General features: G+C 60.1%; 19 protein-coding genes. 9 read left to right on the top strand and 10 right to left on the bottom strand.

Annotated elements, in window-relative coordinates; all coding sequences use genetic code 11:
* Positions 1-58: 58 nt before the first annotated feature.
* Complete coding sequence (gene rimO, locus ACK8OE_RS06060; protein WP_410271811.1) at positions 59-1,471, top strand: 30S ribosomal protein S12 methylthiotransferase RimO; 1,413 nt, start codon at positions 59-61, stop codon at positions 1,469-1,471.
* 113 nt (positions 1,472-1,584) lie between these two features.
* On the opposite strand, the gene ACK8OE_RS06055 is transcribed toward rimO, so the two are convergent.
* Positions 1,585-2,052 (bottom strand): hypothetical protein, encoded by a 468-nt coding sequence (locus ACK8OE_RS06055; RefSeq protein ID WP_410271810.1) that lies wholly within the window; start codon positions 2,050-2,052, stop codon positions 1,585-1,587.
* A gap of 105 nt (positions 2,053-2,157) precedes the next feature.
* Between ACK8OE_RS06055 and ACK8OE_RS06050 the strand changes: the two genes are divergently transcribed.
* Positions 2,158-2,583, top strand: coding sequence for an Hsp20 family protein (locus tag ACK8OE_RS06050; protein WP_410271809.1), 426 nt, complete (start codon positions 2,158-2,160; stop codon positions 2,581-2,583).
* A 96-nt stretch (positions 2,584-2,679) separates the two neighbouring features.
* Positions 2,680-4,215, top strand: coding sequence for an acetyl-CoA hydrolase/transferase family protein (locus ACK8OE_RS06045; RefSeq protein ID WP_410271808.1), 1,536 nt, complete (start codon positions 2,680-2,682; stop codon positions 4,213-4,215).
* Between the two features lie 9 nt (positions 4,216-4,224).
* Here the strand turns inward: ACK8OE_RS06045 and ACK8OE_RS06040 are convergent, their stop codons facing one another.
* Together ACK8OE_RS06040 and hpf are read right to left on the bottom strand one after the other, a co-directional pair.
* Positions 4,225-4,698, bottom strand: coding sequence for a PTS sugar transporter subunit IIA (locus tag ACK8OE_RS06040; protein ID WP_410271807.1), 474 nt, complete (start codon positions 4,696-4,698; stop codon positions 4,225-4,227).
* A 265-nt stretch (positions 4,699-4,963) separates the two neighbouring features.
* Positions 4,964-5,587: a ribosome hibernation-promoting factor, HPF/YfiA family gene (hpf, locus tag ACK8OE_RS06035; protein ID WP_013477652.1), complete on the bottom strand. Its 624-nt coding sequence runs from the start codon at positions 5,585-5,587 to the stop codon at positions 4,964-4,966.
* 258 nt (positions 5,588-5,845) lie between these two features.
* Here hpf and ACK8OE_RS06030 point away from each other — a divergent pair, with 258 nt between their 5' ends.
* Together ACK8OE_RS06030 and ACK8OE_RS06025 are read left to right on the top strand one after the other, a co-directional pair.
* Complete coding sequence (locus ACK8OE_RS06030; RefSeq protein ID WP_410271806.1) at positions 5,846-7,177, top strand: hypothetical protein; 1,332 nt, start codon at positions 5,846-5,848, stop codon at positions 7,175-7,177.
* Positions 7,174-7,749, top strand: a complete 576-nt coding sequence (locus ACK8OE_RS06025) for a CDP-alcohol phosphatidyltransferase family protein (RefSeq protein ID WP_290794026.1) — start codon at positions 7,174-7,176, stop codon at positions 7,747-7,749. The genes ACK8OE_RS06030 and ACK8OE_RS06025 overlap by 4 nt, the downstream gene beginning before the upstream one ends.
* A gap of 102 nt (positions 7,750-7,851) precedes the next feature.
* Here the strand turns inward: ACK8OE_RS06025 and rpoN are convergent, their stop codons facing one another.
* From rpoN to ACK8OE_RS06000, 5 genes are all read right to left on the bottom strand, one after another.
* Complete coding sequence (gene rpoN / locus ACK8OE_RS06020) at positions 7,852-9,360, bottom strand: RNA polymerase factor sigma-54 (protein WP_290794023.1); 1,509 nt, start codon at positions 9,358-9,360, stop codon at positions 7,852-7,854.
* Positions 9,361-9,449: 89 nt separating this feature from the next.
* Complete coding sequence (lptB, locus tag ACK8OE_RS06015; RefSeq protein WP_410272026.1) at positions 9,450-10,193, bottom strand: LPS export ABC transporter ATP-binding protein; 744 nt, start codon at positions 10,191-10,193, stop codon at positions 9,450-9,452.
* 49 nt (positions 10,194-10,242) lie between these two features.
* Positions 10,243-10,785, bottom strand: coding sequence for a lipopolysaccharide transport periplasmic protein LptA (gene lptA, locus ACK8OE_RS06010; protein WP_410271805.1), 543 nt, complete (start codon positions 10,783-10,785; stop codon positions 10,243-10,245).
* A 25-nt stretch (positions 10,786-10,810) separates the two neighbouring features.
* Complete coding sequence (lptC, locus tag ACK8OE_RS06005) at positions 10,811-11,485, bottom strand: LPS export ABC transporter periplasmic protein LptC (RefSeq protein WP_410271804.1); 675 nt, start codon at positions 11,483-11,485, stop codon at positions 10,811-10,813.
* Positions 11,486-11,498: 13 nt separating this feature from the next.
* Positions 11,499-12,119, bottom strand: a complete 621-nt coding sequence (locus tag ACK8OE_RS06000) for a ribonuclease D (protein WP_410271803.1) — start codon at positions 12,117-12,119, stop codon at positions 11,499-11,501.
* A 196-nt stretch (positions 12,120-12,315) separates the two neighbouring features.
* On the opposite strand from ACK8OE_RS06000, the gene ACK8OE_RS05995 reads away from it, so the two are divergent.
* The 3 genes from ACK8OE_RS05995 to ACK8OE_RS05985 all read left to right on the top strand — a co-directional run bounded on the left by ACK8OE_RS05995 (position 12,316) and on the right by ACK8OE_RS05985 (position 15,466).
* Positions 12,316-13,998 carry an MFS transporter gene (locus ACK8OE_RS05995; RefSeq protein WP_410271802.1) on the top strand — a complete coding sequence of 561 codons (1,683 nt, stop codon included), beginning with the start codon at positions 12,316-12,318 and terminating at the stop codon, positions 13,996-13,998.
* Between the two features lie 212 nt (positions 13,999-14,210).
* A complete protein-coding gene (xth, locus tag ACK8OE_RS05990; RefSeq protein ID WP_410271801.1) occupies positions 14,211-15,011 on the top strand; it encodes an exodeoxyribonuclease III in 801 nt (266 codons plus the stop codon).
* Positions 15,008-15,466 (top strand): hypothetical protein, encoded by a 459-nt coding sequence (locus ACK8OE_RS05985; protein WP_410271800.1) that lies wholly within the window; start codon positions 15,008-15,010, stop codon positions 15,464-15,466. The genes xth and ACK8OE_RS05985 overlap by 4 nt, the downstream gene beginning before the upstream one ends.
* A 182-nt stretch (positions 15,467-15,648) precedes the next feature.
* Here the strand turns inward: ACK8OE_RS05985 and ACK8OE_RS05980 are convergent, their stop codons facing one another.
* Positions 15,649-16,047: a DUF3052 domain-containing protein gene (locus ACK8OE_RS05980; RefSeq protein WP_410271799.1), complete on the bottom strand. Its 399-nt coding sequence runs from the start codon at positions 16,045-16,047 to the stop codon at positions 15,649-15,651.
* A gap of 44 nt (positions 16,048-16,091) precedes the next feature.
* The gene (locus ACK8OE_RS05975; protein WP_107875697.1) at positions 16,092-16,778 is read right to left on the bottom strand and encodes a response regulator transcription factor; all 687 of its coding nucleotides are present in this window, start codon (positions 16,776-16,778) and stop codon (positions 16,092-16,094) included.
* Positions 16,779-16,829: 51 nt separating this feature from the next.
* Here ACK8OE_RS05975 and ACK8OE_RS05970 point away from each other — a divergent pair, with 51 nt between their 5' ends.
* Positions 16,830-17,339: a L,D-transpeptidase gene (locus ACK8OE_RS05970; RefSeq protein ID WP_410271798.1), complete on the top strand. Its 510-nt coding sequence runs from the start codon at positions 16,830-16,832 to the stop codon at positions 17,337-17,339.
* Positions 17,340-17,390: the final 51 nt, after the last annotated feature.

The raw sequence follows: 17,390 nt of genomic DNA, 5'->3' as shown, positions 1-17,390 counted from the left end.
ATTTGCGTGTATGAGGCCGCATTAATCCGTATAACAGAGCAAGTTCAAGTTTTTTTGCATGAGTAACGCCCCCGCCGCTTCTGACGCCCCCAAGGTTGGTTTTGTCTCGCTTGGCTGCCCCAAGGCGCTGGTCGATTCCGAACGCATACTGACGCGCCTGAAAGGCGAAGGCTATGCCACGGCCGGCGAATATGCCGGGGCCGATGTGGTGGTGGTCAATACCTGCGGCTTTCTCGATTCGGCGCGCGACGAAAGCCTGAACGCCATCGGCGAGGCTCTGGCCGAAAACGGCAAGGTGGTTGTGACCGGCTGTCTGGGGGCCGAGGCGGACCTGATCCGCGAACGCTTCCCCAATGTTGCCGCCGTTACCGGCGCGCATCAGTACGAAGAGGTGATGGAGGCGGTGCGCCGCATCGTCCCGGCCAAACCGGACCCGTTCCGTCCGCTAGTGCCGGAGAATGACCCGGGCGTGCGACTGACGCCCAAACACTATGCCTATCTGAAGATTTCCGAAGGTTGCGACCACCGCTGTTCCTTCTGCATCATCCCCTCTCTGCGCGGCGATCTGGCCTCGCGCCCGGTCGATGAGGTCTTGCGCGAAGCCGAGGTTCTGGCCGCCAATGGTGTCAAGGAGCTGCTGGTCGTGTCGCAGGACACCTCGGCCTATGGGCTCGATATCCGCTATGCCGAAGGCCGCTGGCGCAACGACTACTACAAGGCCTCGTTCGAGGACCTGTCGCGGGGACTGGGTGAACTGGGCATCTGGGTGCGGATGCACTATGTCTATCCCTATCCGCACGTGAACAGCGTCATCCCGCTGATGGCCGAAGGCAAGATCCTGCCCTATCTGGACATTCCGTTCCAGCACGCCAGCCCGAAAGTGTTGAAGGCCATGCGCCGCCCCGGCAATCAGGACAAGACGCTGGACCGCATCTTAAGCTGGCGCGAAATCTGCCCCGACCTGACCCTGCGTTCGACCTTTGTAGTCGGTTTCCCCGGTGAGACCGAGGCCGATTTCAACCTGCTGCTCGACTGGCTGGAAGCGGCGCAAATCGACCGCGTCGGGGCCTTTGCCTACGAAAACGTCGAAGGTGCAGCCGCGCGCGACCTGCCCGACCACGTGCCGGAAGAGGTGAAGCAGGACCGTCTGGCGCGCTTTATGGCCGTCGCCTCGCGCATTTCGGCGCAAAAGCTGCAAAACAAGGTCGGTCAGGTGGTCGATGTGCTGGTGGACGAGATCCGCAGTGATGGTGTGGCTGTGGCCCGCACCAAGGGCGATGCGCCGGAAATCGACGGCCACATCTACCTGAAAGGCTTTACGGGCCTGAACGCCGGGGACTATGCCAAGGCCAAAGTGACGCGCGCCGATGCCTACGACCTGTGGGGCGAGCCGGAAGGGCTGATCAAGCTCAACCGCGTGCCAACGGCACGCCCGGCAGGCCGCACGCACCGCCTGATTTCGCGGATTTAGAGCGAAATGACTTTAGGTGGAAACGTCATTTCGCTCTAAACTTTGTTTTGTCGCGATGTTTTTGCGGAAAACCGCTCACACTTTTCCGCACATCGCTCTAAAATCCAGAGATTTCAGGGCACTAGCCAGAAGCCAAACCGCGAAATGGGATGGGCAATGTCCTTCAGCGGCCAGCCCTGCTGTGCCGCCAGGGCCTTCAGCGTGCGGCGCGGGGCCAGCACCCAGCAACGTTGCGACAGGTGCCAGCCGTCCTGACTGTGGGACTTCGGGATGAAGTAGAGGTCGTGGGCGTCCATCTCGATGCTGTCGATCTGATCGAGGCGTAGAACCTTGCCGTCCGGCGCGGTAAATTCGCGGCGCTCAGAATCATAACTGAATAGCGGCTTGTTCAGCACGCTCAGACTGATCATCCCAAACAACAACAGACCCAGCAGGACCAGACCGATCCCCTTGCCCTGCGTCACCATCAGCGCCGCCCAGAAGGGCGCGATCAGCATCAGGACAATGGTATAGGTGTTGAGCAGGGTGGCGCTCCAGCGCACCTCTATCACCGGTGTTTCAGGCGTTTCGTCAGACTTCATACCTGATGCCATATCCCGAAGTGACGCCGCATTCCACCCGCATTTTAGCCTCAGCATCTTGCGGGGGCGTGAACAAGCACGCATATCGAAAACGCGGAGGAAACGATGTCCCGGTTTATAGTGTTCGACAGCCCGTTCCTGCTGGGGTTCGATGAGACCCGCAGCCTGATCGAACGCGTCAGCCGCGCCTCTGACAACTACCCGCCCTATAATGTCGAAGCGCTTTCGGCCAATCACCTGCGCCTGACCGTGGCGGTGGCCGGCTTCACCCCCGATACGCTGCGCCTCAGCCTGCAAGGATCGCAACTGACGCTTCAGGCGTTTAAGGAGCCGGGCAAGGCGCCGTCAGAGGCCACGCAGCACGAATTTATCCATCGTGGCATCGCCCAGCGCGGCTTTACGCGCAGCTTCGTCGTCGGCGAAGGGTTCGAGGTCGAGGGCGCGGTAATTGAATACGGCCTGCTGCATATCGACCTTAAACGACCCCACGCGCCAGAAGACGTGCGCATCATCCCCATTACAGCGAGATAATTTCACCTATGCGCATATAGTCGCACCAGCGAAAAACGCCTTGCGCGGGCGTGACCCACCGGGTCATTACTTCCGGACAACCCGGAGTGTGCGTTGATGAACGGCCCGATTGCCACCCCTGCCCCCGCGCTGGATAGCGAAATCCTTGCGCGTATTCGCTGCCCAGAGCTGCTGACGCGCATCGCCACGCCGGATCAGGCCGCCAGCCTGATCCACGACGGCATGACCATCGGCCTGAGCGGTTTCACCCGTGCCGGTGACGCGAAGGCCGTGCCTATGGCTCTGGCTGAGCGCGCCAAAACCCACCCGATGAAGCTGACGGTCATTACCGGGGCGTCGCTGGGGCACAACACCGATAAGCTCCTCTATGAGGCCGGACTGCTGGCGCGGCGGATGCCGTTTCAGGTGGATGACACCCTGCGCGCCGCCATCAATCGCGGCGAGGTGATGTTCATCGATCAGCACCTGTCCGAAACGGTCGAAGCCCTGCGTTCGCGGCAGGTCGGCCCGGTGGATGTGGCGGTAATCGAGGCCGTGGCCATCACCGAAGACGGCGGCATCGTGCCCTCCACCTCGGTTGGCAACAGCGCGTCCTTCGCCATACTGGCGCCCAAGGTGATCATCGAGCTGAACCTCACCTATTCGGCGGCCATGGAAGGGATGCACGACATCTACATCCCGGCCAAACGCCCATCACGCACGCCCCTGCCGGTCGTCACCTGCGACAGCCGCGTCGGCACGCCCTATATCCCCATCGACCCCGCCAAGATCGCCGCCATAGTCATTACGCATGAGACCGACAGCCCGGCCCGCGTCGCGACGCCCGATCCGGCGACCACCGCCATTGGTGCGCATCTGGTCGATTTTCTGCAAAACGAAGTCAGGCAGGGTCGTCTGCCGCCGTCGCTCAACCCCATTCAGGCCGGCATCGGCGTCATCGCCAATGCGGTCTTGAGCGAGCTGAACCGCTCGGACTTCCATAATTTGCGCATGTATTCCGAGGTCTTGCAGGATTCGACCTTTGAGCTGATCGATTCCGGCAAGCTGCTCTATGCCTCCGGCTGTTCGGTGACGCTCAGCGCGCCCTGGGCCGAGCGCGTCTTCAATCACATCGACACCTATCGCGACCGCATCATCCTGCGGCCGCAGGAAATTTCCAACCATCCGGAAGTCATCCGCCGCCTCGGCATCATCGCCATCAATACGGCGCTGGAATTCGATCTGTACGGCAATGTCAACTCGACCCATGTCGGCGGCACGCACATGATGAACGGCATCGGCGGCTCAGGCGATTTTGCCCGCAATGCCTATCTGTCGATCTTTGTCGCCAAGTCTCAGGCCAAGGACGGGGCCATCTCCGCCGTCGTGCCTATGGCCAGCCACGTCGATCATACGGAGCACGATGTCGATATACTGGTGACGGAAAACGGACTGGCCGATCTGCGCGGTCTGGCACCACGCGAACGGGCGCGGCAGGTCATCGCCCACTGCGCCCATGCCGATTACCGCGACCTGCTGAGCGACTATTTCGAGCGCGCCTGCCGCGAGCGCGGCGGACAGACCCCGCACCTGCTGTCTGAGGCCTTGAGCTGGCACGAACGCTACGTCCGCACCGGCCATATGCGCCCTTAATCCCGTGACTTAGGCCGCGTGGCTGGTTTCGGTGCGGTTGAGCAGCGCATAGAGCGCATCCGCCGTATCGACCTGACGCAGTTGCTCGCGCAGCTCTTTCTGACGCAGGATGCGCGACACCTTGGCCAGAGCCCGCAGATGTTCGGAACCCGCCTCTTCCGGCGCAAACAGGGCGAAGATCAGATCGACCGGCACATCGTCGATGGCCTCATAGCTGACCGGGGTTTCCAGACGGATAAAGACGCCGTGCATACGGGTCAGACCCGGCAAGGCCGCATGGGGCACGGCCACGCCCTGACCCACGCCGGTCGAACTCAGCTTTTCGCGCTCCAGCAGGCCCTGAAGGATGGTATCGGCCTCAAGCCCATGGGCCCCAAGCGTCCGTTCCGCCACATCAGCGACGATCTGCAAGGCATTGCGCTTGGAATTGGCGCTTACCGGCCCGGCGACGCTGTTCCGGTCAAGCACTTCGGTGAGGAACATACCATATCCATCAAGTTTGCGGGCACAGGACCGATAGAGCCATGCGCGGTCATCCGCCGCTCAAACGGCGGTACGCGACCGCGCCAGCCCTTACAGACAGCACCCACTCAAGTCAACTTCGGCTCTTTGGCCTGTTTATGAAATTTTCGCGGCACAGCGTCCAGCCAGAGCATGTTTCGATTGAATCCAATCGAAACATGCTCTGGTTATTTCGCTTTGGCGCGCATTTTATCCGAAAAGTGGGACCCACTTTTCGGAATGCGCTTCAATGCGCCTTACCGTTGAGTTTCGGTTTGGTGCGTTCCGGATCGATCCAGCCGATATTGCCGTCGGGGCGACGGTAAAGCACCGACAGCCCGCCATGCCCCGCATTGCGGAACATGATGACCGGATAGTTGGAAAGCTCAAGCTCAGCCACCGCCTGAGAGACGCTCAGCGTGCGGATGGCCGCTTCGGTTTCGGCAATGATCATCGGCTGTGGCGGGCTGTCGTGGTCCATGCCATCGTCCAGCTCAGGCTCATCGTCGATGAGGTCGCTGCCCTGAATGACGGTCAGCGGGGCCATTTCGTGCTTGGTCGGCGTATTGGTCGGATAGTGGTCCTTCAGGCGGCGCTTATAGCGGCGGATACGCTTTTCCATATGATCGAGCGTGCCATCAAAGGCCGCGTGGGCGTCGCCGCCAAAGGCATGGGCGACAAGGGTCTGACCGGAGGCAAGGCGCACCCAGCAGTCGGCCTTGAACTGATGGCCCTGCTTGGAGATCGTTACTTCGGCGGACGCGCCGCCGCGATCAAAATATTTGGTGATACCCGCATTGAGTTCGGTTTCGATGCGCTCCTGAAGCGCAGCACCCAATTCAACTTTTTTCCCGGTAACCTGTATTTGCATGGCGATAACTCGCTCCTTTAATCTGCAAAGACGTCGCCACACTGGAGGGCGGGCGACCTTGAGCCCCAGCCGTGTTTACGGACCGTGGGTCCGCCTTCGACTGTACGCTTCTGGGTCCAGATGAAAAATCAAGAAAATGTGTAGGGACTGCGACCGTAAATCGCAGCCTTCGCCTTGAATTTTTTGAGTTAATTACGTTTAACTATGCCGCGAACGGATTGGGGGATATACGGGGTACAACCCTCTCGGGGTTGGGGTATGGGGATGGTCAAGCGCATCAATCTGGTACTGAAGGGTGGGGTCGCCTCCGGCCTGATCTATGCAGCTCTGTTGCCGCGACTGGCACAGAATTTCGCCCTGTCGGGTTTGGCGGGAGCCTCAGCCGGGGCCATAGCCGCATCCCTGGGCGCTGCCGCCGAATATGCCCGCAGACGGGGGGATGCGGCGGGCTTTGCGCGGCTGGAAACGGCCTGCGCCGCCTTGCCCGCGCAACTGCCGCGCCTTCTGCACGCCAAAGGGGCGGCAGGGGCCGTACTGCGCGCCTTGTTGCATCTGGCACCGGGTTCTGGGCGACCGCGCTGGGGGCAGGCCCTTTGGGCCATGGGATTTCCATTATCGGTTGCCCTGCTGATTGGGGTGTGCGGGGCTGCCAAATACGCCCAATGGAGCCAGGGAGGCGGACACGCGGCGGCCCACGTCGTGGCAACCGGGCTCGTCTTTCTGGTCTTCGTGCTTCTGGCGGTTATGGTTTACGCCTTCGGTCTGGCCAGGCTTGTGTGCCGCCGCCATTTCGGGCTGTGCACAGGCTTGGGCAGCGGCGATCAGCCGGGCGTCACGGACTGGCTGCATCAGGCGATGCAAACCATCTCTGGCGCAGATGCCCCCCTGACCTTCGGTGATCTGAGCGCACAGCATATCCGGCTGCACATCGTCACCACCGACCTGTCGCGCGTCCGTGTGCACATGTTGCCGGAACTGGACACGCCCCTGTGGTTTGACCCAAAAGAATGGGCCGGGCTGTTTCCGTATGAGGTGCTTGGCGCGCTGCAACCCCAACGCCCCGCCCTGCGCTGGCCTCTGCCGCCGCCTGAGGCGCTGCCCGTGCTTGTCGCCGTGCGTATGAGCCTCGCCTGTCCCGGCCTGATGTCGCAAATTCCCGTCTATGCGCAGGCCGAAGGCGGGGTGCGCCTCTATCTGAGCGATGGCGGTGTCGCCAATAACTTTCCGTTTGACGTCTTTGACACCGACGACGCGCCGACCTGGGGTATAGATTTCGACAGCCTGCGCGACGGCGATGACGAAGCGCGTCGTGTCGGTCTGTTGAGCGAAGCGCAAGAAGGGAACCGCATAGCTGCCGATCCGATGCCCAACCTGCTGGCCTATGTGTGGAATCTGCTGGCCTCCATGCGCGAAGCCGATATTCGTCGCCGCCTGCTGACCGCCACCCGCGCCAGTCGCATGATCCGCATCCGGTTGAAACGCAATGAAGGCGGCATGAACCTGCACATGAGCGCAGAGCAGACGGCGGTTCTGGCCGCCTGTGGCGAAACGGCGGCGCAACTGATTACAGAGACGGAGAGGCCCTTGTGAAAATCGCGAACCTGTTTACCGGACTGAGGATCGTCCTGATGGCCCCTCTGCTCTACTTCCTGATCAAGGGAGACAGTTGGCCCGCCCTGATCGTTTTTGCGGCTGCCGGTCTGAGCGATATTGCCGATGGCTGGCTGGCACGCGCGCTCAATCAGGCCTCGCGCTTCGGCGCCTTTTTCGATCTGCTGGCTGATCGCTTGCTGACCCTGACCCTGTTTTGCGGGTTGCTGACGCGCGGCGTACCGGAAATCGTGGTGGTGAGCGGCGTGGTCCTGCTGGCGCGCGATTTTCTGGTCGCCGGTCTCAACGAAGCCCTGCCCGATCAACTCAATATCCAGGTGTCACCGCTGGAGCGCGCCAAGATTGCGTTGCAATTTCTGGGATTTGGCTTGCTTATTCTGCCGGAGCAATATGGCGACCTGCCTTTGGGGGCCGATATCATCGTACCCTTAAACAGCTTTGACGTCGGCGTGGTCTGTCTGAGTCTAAGCGCGGTCCTGTGCCTGATGACTGTCGGCGAATATGTGCGCCGGGCACGTCAGGCCTTTGAGACAGATCGAAATAGGGGCTGATTAGAGCGATATGTCGAAAAGTATGAGCGGTTTTCGACAAAAATATCGCGACAAAACAAAAATTTAGAGCGGGATGATGTTTCCATTTAAAATCATCCCGCTCTAACGGATCATCCGCTTGCGCTCGACCGAAGACGGGATGCGCAGGGCTTCGCGGTACTTGGCCACGGTGCGGCGGGCGATATCAACGCCGGCCTCTTTGAGAATTTCGACGATGCGGTCGTCGGACAGCACTTCACCAGAGGCCTTTTCGCCTTCGATCAGGTGCTTGATCTTGTGACGCACCGACTCAGCGGAATGGGCCTCGGAACCATCGGCCGCGGCAATGGCCGAGGTGAAGAAGAATTTCAGTTCAAAAACCCCGCGCGGGGTCGAGATATATTTATTGGTCGTGACGCGCGAAATGGTCGATTCGTGCATCCCCACGGCCTCAGCCACCGTCTTCAGGTTCAGCGGGCGCAGGTGTTCAACGCCATAGACGAAGAAGCCGTCCTGCTGACGCACGATTTCCGCCGACACCTTGAGGATGGTGCGCGCGCGCTGATCAAGGCTCTTGATCAGCCAGTTGGCCTGCGACAGGCATTCATTGAGATAGGTCTTTTCCTGATCCGAACGCGCCGAGGTCGCCACCTTGGCGTGGTAGCTCTGATCGACCAGAACGCGCGGCAGGGTGTCGCTGTTGAGATCGACGCGCCAGCCGCCCGACGGGTCCTGACGCACAAACACATCCGGCACCACGCCGGCCTGTGGTTCCGCACCAAAGGCCGCCCCCGGACGCGGCGTCAGGGCCTTCAGTTCGCGGATCATCTCCGCCAGGTCTTCGTCATCAACGCCGCAGGCCCGCCGCAGGGCGCTCAGATCACGGCGCGCCAGAAGCTCCAGATTGTCGATCAGCGCCGCCATAGCCGGATCAAAGCGGTTCCGCTCGATCAGTTGCAATTTCAGGCATTCCGGCACCGAACGGGCCATGACGCCGGTCGGTTCAAAGCCCTGACAGACCGTCAGGACTTTTTCGATCAGGTCCATCGCACAGCCAAGACGTTCGGCGATTTCCGTCAGATCGGCGCGCAGGTAGCCGCCTTCATCAACGGCGTCGATCAGGATTTGCGCCACGGCCATTTCGGGCGCGCTGAACCCAGCGATCAGGGCCTGATCCATCAAATGTTCGGCCAAAGTCTTGTCGCGGCTCATAGCGCGGTCAAGCGTATCACCATCGCCATCGAAACCGCCACCCTTGCCGGCGCGGGTCCAATCAACCATCGGCCCTTCCCCGATGTCGGCCGAGGCCACAGGCTCGCGCACCGTCGGCTCATCGTCGCCATAGACATCGCCTTCGGAGGCGTCGAGATCGGAATTGGCCTGCTGTGTATCGCGGTCAGAGAGTTCCAGTTCACCGCGCTCTTCGCGGGGCAGGTCGGAGTCTGTATCCGGGGCGTCCGGACCTCCATCGCCGTCTTCGCGCAGCAAGAGCGGATTGCGCTCCAGCTCAGCCTCGACCACGGCCTCCAGCTCAAGGTTCGACAATTGCAGAAGCTTGATCGCTTGCTGCAACTGGGGCGTGATGACCAGCCCCTGCCCTTGTCTGATTTCCAGCCTTTGCCCTAATGACATGGACCGGAGCTTAGACGTTAACACCTTAAATTAGGTTAACCCCTTTCCACAGGCCGGAAAAACCGGTGGAAAAGCCGCAGACATCGGGGTTAGCCGTCGAAATTTTCACCCAGATAGACGCGGCGCACTTCAGGGTTATGGCGGATTTCATCCGGCGTGCCCTCAAACAGCACTTCGCCCGAATGGATGATCGAGGCACGGTCGATAATGTCGAGCGTTTCACGCACATTGTGGTCGGTGATCAGGATACCGATGCCGCGGTGTTTGAGATACCCCACCACATCACGGATATCCGAAATGGCCAGCGGGTCGATACCGGCAAACGGCTCATCCAGCAGGATGAAGGACGGATCACAGGCCAGAGCACGGGCAATTTCGACACGACGACGTTCACCCCCCGAAAGAGCCGTAGCCGGTGACTTACGGATATGGGTGATGTGCAGTTCTTCGAGCAGGCGCGTTACTTCGGCGTCGATCTGCGAACGGCTGGTGAGGCGCAGTTCCAGCACGGCCTGAAGATTCTGCTCGACGGTCAGGCCCCGAAAAATCGAAGATTCCTGCGGCAGATACCCAAGCCCCATGCGCGCGCGCTGATACATGGGCTGAGCCGTGATGTCGTGGCCATCCAGACTGATGGTGCCATAATCTGGCTGCACCAGCCCGGTAATCATGTAGAAGCAGGTGGTTTTACCCGCGCCGTTGGGCCCCAGAAGGCCCACGGCCTCACCGCGACGCAGGGACAGCGACACGGTCTTGACCACCGCGCGTTCCTTGTACGATTTGCCGATGCCTTCGACGCGCAGGCCATCAACCGTATCACTCGCTTCGGTCATCCGCATATCGGCGGCGCTGCGCACATCCAGTGTGGAAATAACGGTCATCTTATTGCGGCTTCTTAGTCGCTGAATTTTGGTTTGAGGCCTGGTTCGGATAAAAGACCCCGCGCACGCGGCTCTTGCTGCCCGCGGTCGGCACGCCGTCCATGCTCGATTTCTTGGCACCGACATCATAGACAAGGCGGCTGCCTTCCATGACATTCTGACCCTGCTTGAGCACCACATTGCCGGTCAGAACCAGGGTGTCGGTGCTTTTGGTATAGATCGCGCGGTTGCCGGTCATCACCTGATCGTCCACCACATAGTACACATTGCCAACCGCTTCGGCGGTAGACAGGGCGTCCCACCGGCCCGTCGTCGGGTTCTGGCCGTAGATAACCGTCACCTTATCCGCGCGCAGCCGCGACGTATCCTGAAGGAATTCCACGCTGCCCGTGAAGGTAGCGGTATGGTTACCATCATCGGCTTCGAACGTATCGGCGGCATAGGCAATAGGATTTTCCTTGGTGGGGACAAATTGCGCCCACGCCACCGGTGCCGCCAGCACCCCGGCCACGCCCATCACCCACATTGTTGTCCTGATCTTCATGGCCGGAATATCCTTTAAAAAAATGTCAGTTTTCGTCGCCCGAAAGCGTGCCGGTCACCTGTTGTCCCGGCTTACCATAAAACACAACCTTGCGCCCGTTCTGCTCCACGCGGAAGGCCTGCGCATTGACCACGCCCGTCTGCCAGCGGCCTTCGACCGGTGTATTGCCGGTAATCACCGCACTCTGAAGATCGACGTCAGCCGCCTGGGTCCGCAAAGACAGGCCATTGCCTGAATTCAGGGTGACATCCTTATTGAGCGTGAAACGCCGTTTGGTGTCGTCATAGACACCGACCGCGCCTTCCAGCGCGGAGGGACGGCTGTTTTCAGAGCGAATTTCCATACGCGGTGCCGTCAGCGTGACGATCTGTGACGTTCTGCCCTTGCGCACCGCCTCAAGACCGCGCATCTCATAGCGCTCACCGTTGCGGCTTCGGTCGGTATAAAACGGGTTGGTCATGCGGATGTCTTCGCCGGTGGTCGTATAGACGTTCATCGAATTGATAACGCTCTGCACAACGATCCACACGATCATAAGCAAGACCGTGCCGATAATAAGGCCCGGAAAGATAAGGCGCAGACGGGAGATCTTGCGCGAACGCTTTTTCCACGCCAGCGCCTGAATATTCAGGCGGTGGCGGGCATCGGCATGGTCGTGCGTCGCGGTTTCAATGGCCGGCATGGCGGCAGAAATCCTCATCTGCGGGGCGTTTTCAGCTCCATGAATGGGCGAATATATCCGTATCTTCCCAACCTGCCAAATCCAGTTTGACGCGGTGCGGCAAAAAATCGAAACAGCCCTGCGCCAGCTCGCTGCGCCCTTCGCGCGCCAGCATGACATCGAGCTTTTCGCGTAGGGTATGCAGATGCAGCACATCCGAGGCCGCATAGGCCAGTTGTTCCGGCGTCAGGGTTTGCGCCCCCCAGTCCGAGCTTTGCTGCGCCTTGGAGATATCGACGGACAAAAGCTCACGCACCAGGTCTTTCAGGCCGTGGCGGTCCGTATAGGTGCGCGCCAGCTTTGAGGCGATCTTGGTGCAATAGACGGGGGCCGTCACCACGCCCAGATGCAGCAGGAACATGCCGATATCAAAACGCCCGAAATGGAACAGTTTCAAGACCCTGGCATCGGTGAGCAGGGCTTTCAGATTGGGGCAGTCATAGGCCGGGCGGTTGAGCCGCACGACGTGGGCATCGCCATCCCCCGCTGACAACTGCACCACACACAGGTCATCACGCCCGAAGCGCAGGCCCATGGTTTCGGAGTCGATGGCAACCACGGCGCCCAGATCAAGGCCGTTGGGCAAATCGCCTTCATGATAATGGATGGTCACGCTGTAAAAAACCTCTGACTTTGTCTCTGGTTCTGGCCTAAGCCATAGGTCGTGCGCCGTCAATTCCTGTCGGCAAAGGCGTGGCGAAACCGATTGTTTTCTGTTGTTTGCGTAACACCCCCCTTGTCAGGGCGCGCGGCTTCGATCAAATGCGCAGTCCAACGCATAACACAGTTAACCATAACAGGGTCAGTCCATGTCATCACACCCGCAGGCAGACAGCGTGCAGAAGGAAGCCGGTCTGCGTACCATTGTCGCGGCGTCGGCCGCCGGTACGACCTTTGAGTGGTACGACTTCTTCATTTTCGGGGCCCTGACCTCGATCATCACGAAGAACTTCTTTACCGGGCTTGATGACACCACCGGCATGATCCTGGCGCTGCTGACCTTCGCGCTGGGCTTCCTGTCGCGGCCCTTCGGCGCGTTGCTATTTGGTCATATCGGTGACCGCAAAGGGCGCAAGGGCACCTTCCTCTACACCATCCTGCTGATGGGGGTGGCCACGGTGCTGATCGGCTTCCTGCCCACCTATGAACAGGCGGGCATTTGGTCGCCGCTTTTGCTGGTGGGGCTGCGCATCCTTCAGGGCATTGCGATGGGCGGTGAATATGGCGGGGCTGTGATTTACGTTGCGGAACACGCCCCCGCGGATAAACGCGGCGCCTATACGGCGTGGATTCAGGCTTCCGCCTCTCTGGGGCTGGTTATCGCGCTGCTGGTCGTCTTTCTGACCCGCACCATCGTCAAGGAAGAGGCGTTTGGTGACTGGGGCTGGCGCATCCCGTTCATCGTCTCCGCCGTGCTTCTGGCTATTTCGGTCTATATCCGCGCCAAGACCGCCGAAAGCCCCGCCTTCCGCGCTCTGCACGACAGCGGCAATATCTCCAAAGCTCCGTTCAAGGAAGCCTTTGGTCAGTGGTCGAACCTGCGTCAGGTGCTGATCGCCCTGTTCGGCTTCATGACGGCGCAGGGCGTGGTGTGGTACACGACCTTCTTCTACACGCAGGTGTTTCTGGAAAAGAGCGTCAAGCTGGCGCCCACCACCGTCAACCTTCTGGTGATGAGCATTTCGATCGTCAGCGCCGTTCTCTACGTCGTCTGGGGCCAGTTGTCGGACCGGGTTGGGCGCAAGCCGGTGATGATCCTCGGCATCGCTATTGCCGTGCTCAGCTTCGTGCCCGGCTTTCATCTGATGGCGCGCTTTGCCAATCCGGCGCTGGACGACGCCGTCAACCGCACGCCGGTCGTCATCTTCGCCGACCCGCGCAAGTGTTCGGTACAGTTCGACCCGGTGGGCAAGGCGCAGTTCACCTCATCCTGTGACCTCGCCAAAGCGCTGGTGACGGGGCTGGGTGTGCCCTATGTCAACAAGCCGACCGAGCCGGGTGCGACGTTTGCCACGGTGCAAATCGGCGATCGCACCATCGCCGTGCAGTCGGGCGATGCTCTGTCCAAGGACGAGCTTAAGACGCTGAAAACCAATGCCGTGACCGATCTAAAGGCGGCCCTGAAAGCCGCCGGCTATCCTGAAGCCGCCGATCCGAAGCGCGTCAATGTGCTGGGCATCTTTGCCGTTCTGTTTGTTTTCACCGTTGGGGCCACAGCGCTTTATGGCCCGATGGCCTCGGCCCTTGTCGAGATGTTCCCGACGCGCATCCGCTATACGGCTCTGTCCCTGCCCTACAATATCGGCACCGGCTGGTTCGGCGGCCTGCTGCCCGCCATTTCCTTCGCCATGGTCGCCGGTTCAGGTAATCTGTTCTTTGGCCTGTGGTATCCGGTGATTATCGGGGCCACAGCCATCGCGGTCGCTCTCCTCTTCATGAAGGAAACGCGCGGCCGTGACCTGCACACCATGGAGGACCCGCCGGACAGGTAAACGAAAAATTCGCCTGAAAACGAAAAAACACGGAAATGTGCATTGAGTTTTTCCACAACCGTGTCATTATTCCCACAGCTCCCGACGGAGTGTATGCGGCGGCTTCGACGTCTCCTGAGTGCGTTTTTCCCTTTATCTCTTCGTGTTATGTGCCAAACATCTGACCCGGTCAGTCTCACTGACCGGGTTTTTTTATGCGTCAGGAAGCCGTTATGCGTTTGTCGATTGCCTCATGGAACATCAACTCGGTGCGGCTGAGGATTGATCAGGTCATACGTTTCCTCGATATGGTGCGCCCGGACATCCTGTGCCTTCAGGAAATCAAGTGTCAGAACGGTGAGTTCCCGCGCAAGGCTTTCGAAGACGCGGGCTATCCGCACATGCTTGTCACCGGGCAAAAGGGCTGGCACGGCGTGGCGCTGGTGTCGAAACTGCCGTTTGAAACTAGCGAGATTTTGCCCTTTTGCCGCCGCGGCGAAGCGCGCGTTCAGGGAATACAGGTCGCAGGCATCGACCTGTGGAACTTCTATATTCCGGCGGGCGGCGATGTCCCTGATCGCGAAGCCAATGACAAGTTTGATCACAAGCTGGAATTCTATGAGCGCCTGACCGCGCACCTGAAAACGCGCAATTCCGATGCGCCGCTACTGATCGCCGGCGACCTCAATATCGCGCCCGGCGAAAACGACGTGTGGAGCCATCGTCAGATGCTGAAAGTGGTCAGCCATACCCCACCGGAGCTGGAGGCCTTTGCCAATCTGATGGATGCGGGCGGCTTTCATGACGCCTTCCGCGAACTGTGGCCGGAACCGCAAAAGCTGTTTACCTGGTGGAGCTATCGCGCCGCCGATTTCCGCAAGTCCAATCGCGGGCTGAGGCTCGATCACCTGCTGATCAATCCCGCCTTGAAGGCGCGCATCACCTCGCCCATAGCCGCCGTCATTCACGACTCCGTCCGCGAATGGGACCGGCCGTCGGATCACGCCCCTATTCAGATCGAATTCGACCTATGACCGAAGACACCCTGCCCGCAGAAGCCGGGCTGCCCGCCGACATTCTGGCCAAGGCCGATTTCCGCTTCAACGAATATGCGTGGAAGATCAGGGATATCCCCGAAGTGATCCGCGCCGCCACCAAGGCCGGATTTATGAGCCTCGGCGGCCAGCTTCAGATCCGCATCCCGGACGCCATCGGTGAATGTCATTGGGTGGAAACCGACCCGGCGGGTTTGGCTCCGGCTGACCTGCCGTGGGCGGTGCGTATCCGCATGGTTGAGGAACTGGCGCTACAGGACTGGGAAGAGCTGAAGGCGCATTACGATTTCGCCGAACAGGTCAAACTGGCCTTTCCGGCGGTGCTGGAACCCTATCTGGCCAAGGGTGGCAAGCTGGAAGACGCCCTGTGGTTCACCTGGTACGTCATCGACGAAGACAACGAGCGCCAGCACCGCGAAGCGGAGGGAGAGTAACCTCTCCTCCCTGCGGCTTTGCTGTGGGGAGGTGGCAGCGAACAAGGTGAGCTGACGGAGGGGGATGGCACAAAAACTGGCCAAAGGCGCAATACTTTGATATTATGGCGGAATCCCCCTCCGTCATTTCTCGCTTACGCTCAAAATGCCACCTCCCCATGCCTTCGGCACAGGGAGGAGAGTTAGCGCAACTCTTTACGCACCACCAGCTTCAAACCCGACCACACGTCGCTGACGGCGCAGACCTTCACATCGACAAAGCCCAGCGGCAAACAAACCTCGCGGATGACGTCTTCGGTAATGTCGGTCGGCACTTTTGAGGCCTTTTTGGGCCACGAAACCCAGACCATGCCGTCCGGCCTCAGCGCCGTGCGCCAGTGGGTCAGCGCCGCTTCCAAAACCGCCCGCTCAGTGGTGAAAAGGTGTACCAGCTCCGGATCATCTTCGCCGAACCCCACACCTTCCGGCAACGGTTCCAGCCAGTTTTTATAGTCTTCCGGTGCGCCGACCACCGCCGCGCGCATCCCCGGCTTATATCCAAGCTTCTTCGCCAGAGGCGTACCGGAGTAGCCTGTTGCCACCTTACCCCCCAATAAAAAACCGGGACCATCAGGCCCCGGCTTTCTTAAAATTGCAACCTGTACCCACCGGCGTCGGTCATCAGCAGACGGGCATTGGCCGGATCGGGCTCGATCTTCTGGCGCAGGCGATAGACGTGGGTTTCCAGCGTGTGCGTGGTGACGCCTGCATTATAGCCCCATACCTCGGTCAGCAGTTCTTCGCGCGAGATCGGCTTGCCACCGGCGCGATAGAGGTACTTGAGGATGTTGGTTTCTTTTTCGGTCAGGCGAATCTTCTTCTGCACCTGATCAATCAGCAGCTTGAGCGCCGGTTTGAACTCATAAGGCCCGATGCGGAAGGTCGCGTCTTCGGAGGTTTCGTGGCTGCGGACCTGAGCGCGGATACGCGCCAGCAGGACGGCAAAGCGGAACGGCTTGGTGACATAGTCATTGGCCCCCGCATCCAGCCCCAGAATCTGATCGGAATCAGAGGCGGCCCCGGTCAGCATGATCACCGGCGTGGTCAGGCCGGATTTGCGCAACAGGCGGCAGGCTTCGCGCCCGTCCATATCCGGCAAATCCACATCCAGCAGGATCAGGTCGGCATTGATGGTCTTCCCAAGGCGTATGCCTTCGGTGCCATTCGATGCCTGAGTGACCTTGAACTCTTCATGCAGTTCAAGTTGTTCGGCCAGCGCCTCGCGCAGTTCGTCATCGTCATCAACGATCAGCAGGGTTTTTTGTTGCACCATAATCCTGTAGCGTTGTGGGTGTTTTTATCAGTTCAGGGTGTAAACCGGCCTATGGTCAAGATTTTTACCGCATACGCCGAAGGTTTTCTAGTCTTAAACTCAGATAGGGTGCGTTGCGCTCTGGGTAAAGGGGGCGTTATTGCCGCCGCTGATAAAAGGGAGGGCGATCTGCGCTCGCCGCTGGGTCTGTGGCCGGTGCGTTATGTCTGGTATCGCCCTGACCGTTTGCCCGTGCCGGAGACGGTCCTGCCCGTAAAAGCCCTGTCGCCCGATGACGGCTGGTGCGACGATGCCGAGAGCGATCTGTATAACCTGCCTGTCAAACTGCCCTTTGAGGGCTCGCACGAAAAGCTGTGGCGCGACGATCATGTCTATGACCTGATCGTGGTGCTGGGGCATAATGACGACCCGCCAGTCAAGGGGCTGGGCTCGGCCATCTTCCTGCATCTGGCGCGTGAGGACTATTCCGGCACCGAAGGCTGCGTGGCGCTCAGTGTGGACCACCTGCGCGAATTACTGAAAACCGCCGACGCCGAAACCTATGTGGAGATCAGCCAGTAATCTCCTCCCTGTTCCGAAGGCATGGGGAGGTGGCAGGACGCAAAGCGGCCT

This window comes from Asticcacaulis sp. W401b (genome assembly GCF_046503825.1).
Taxonomy (GTDB): Bacteria; Pseudomonadota; Alphaproteobacteria; order Caulobacterales; family Caulobacteraceae; genus Asticcacaulis.
Note: the sequence above shows the minus strand (reverse complement) of the source record. Positions and strands in the feature narration are given on the sequence as shown.

What these genes read in the sequence shown, in the direction of transcription:
- xth (WP_410271801.1), top strand. Translation starts at nt 14,211, where the DNA reads ATGCGTTTGTCGATTGCCTCATGGAACATCAACTCGGTGCGGCTGAGG.
- lptB (WP_410272026.1), bottom strand. Translation starts at nt 10,193, where the DNA reads ATGACCGAAGCGAGTGATACGGTTGATGGCCTGCGCGTCGAAGGCATC.
- rimO (WP_410271811.1), top strand. Translation starts at nt 59, where the DNA reads ATGAGTAACGCCCCCGCCGCTTCTGACGCCCCCAAGGTTGGTTTTGTC.
- hpf (WP_013477652.1), bottom strand. Translation starts at nt 5,587, where the DNA reads ATGCAAATACAGGTTACCGGGAAAAAAGTTGAATTGGGTGCTGCGCTT.
- ACK8OE_RS05975 (WP_107875697.1), bottom strand. Translation starts at nt 16,778, where the DNA reads ATGGTGCAACAAAAAACCCTGCTGATCGTTGATGACGATGACGAACTG.
- lptA (WP_410271805.1), bottom strand. Translation starts at nt 10,785, where the DNA reads ATGAAGATCAGGACAACAATGTGGGTGATGGGCGTGGCCGGGGTGCTG.
- ACK8OE_RS06040 (WP_410271807.1), bottom strand. Translation starts at nt 4,698, where the DNA reads ATGTTCCTCACCGAAGTGCTTGACCGGAACAGCGTCGCCGGGCCGGTA.
- lptC (WP_410271804.1), bottom strand. Translation starts at nt 11,485, where the DNA reads ATGAGGATTTCTGCCGCCATGCCGGCCATTGAAACCGCGACGCACGAC.
- ACK8OE_RS05985 (WP_410271800.1), top strand. Translation starts at nt 15,008, where the DNA reads ATGACCGAAGACACCCTGCCCGCAGAAGCCGGGCTGCCCGCCGACATT.
- ACK8OE_RS06045 (WP_410271808.1), top strand. Translation starts at nt 2,680, where the DNA reads ATGAACGGCCCGATTGCCACCCCTGCCCCCGCGCTGGATAGCGAAATC.
- ACK8OE_RS05995 (WP_410271802.1), top strand. Translation starts at nt 12,316, where the DNA reads ATGTCATCACACCCGCAGGCAGACAGCGTGCAGAAGGAAGCCGGTCTG.
- ACK8OE_RS06050 (WP_410271809.1), top strand. Translation starts at nt 2,158, where the DNA reads ATGTCCCGGTTTATAGTGTTCGACAGCCCGTTCCTGCTGGGGTTCGAT.
- ACK8OE_RS06055 (WP_410271810.1), bottom strand. Translation starts at nt 2,052, where the DNA reads ATGAAGTCTGACGAAACGCCTGAAACACCGGTGATAGAGGTGCGCTGG.
- rpoN (WP_290794023.1), bottom strand. Translation starts at nt 9,360, where the DNA reads ATGTCATTAGGGCAAAGGCTGGAAATCAGACAAGGGCAGGGGCTGGTC.
- ACK8OE_RS06030 (WP_410271806.1), top strand. Translation starts at nt 5,846, where the DNA reads ATGGGGATGGTCAAGCGCATCAATCTGGTACTGAAGGGTGGGGTCGCC.
- ACK8OE_RS05970 (WP_410271798.1), top strand. Translation starts at nt 16,830, where the DNA reads ATGGTCAAGATTTTTACCGCATACGCCGAAGGTTTTCTAGTCTTAAAC.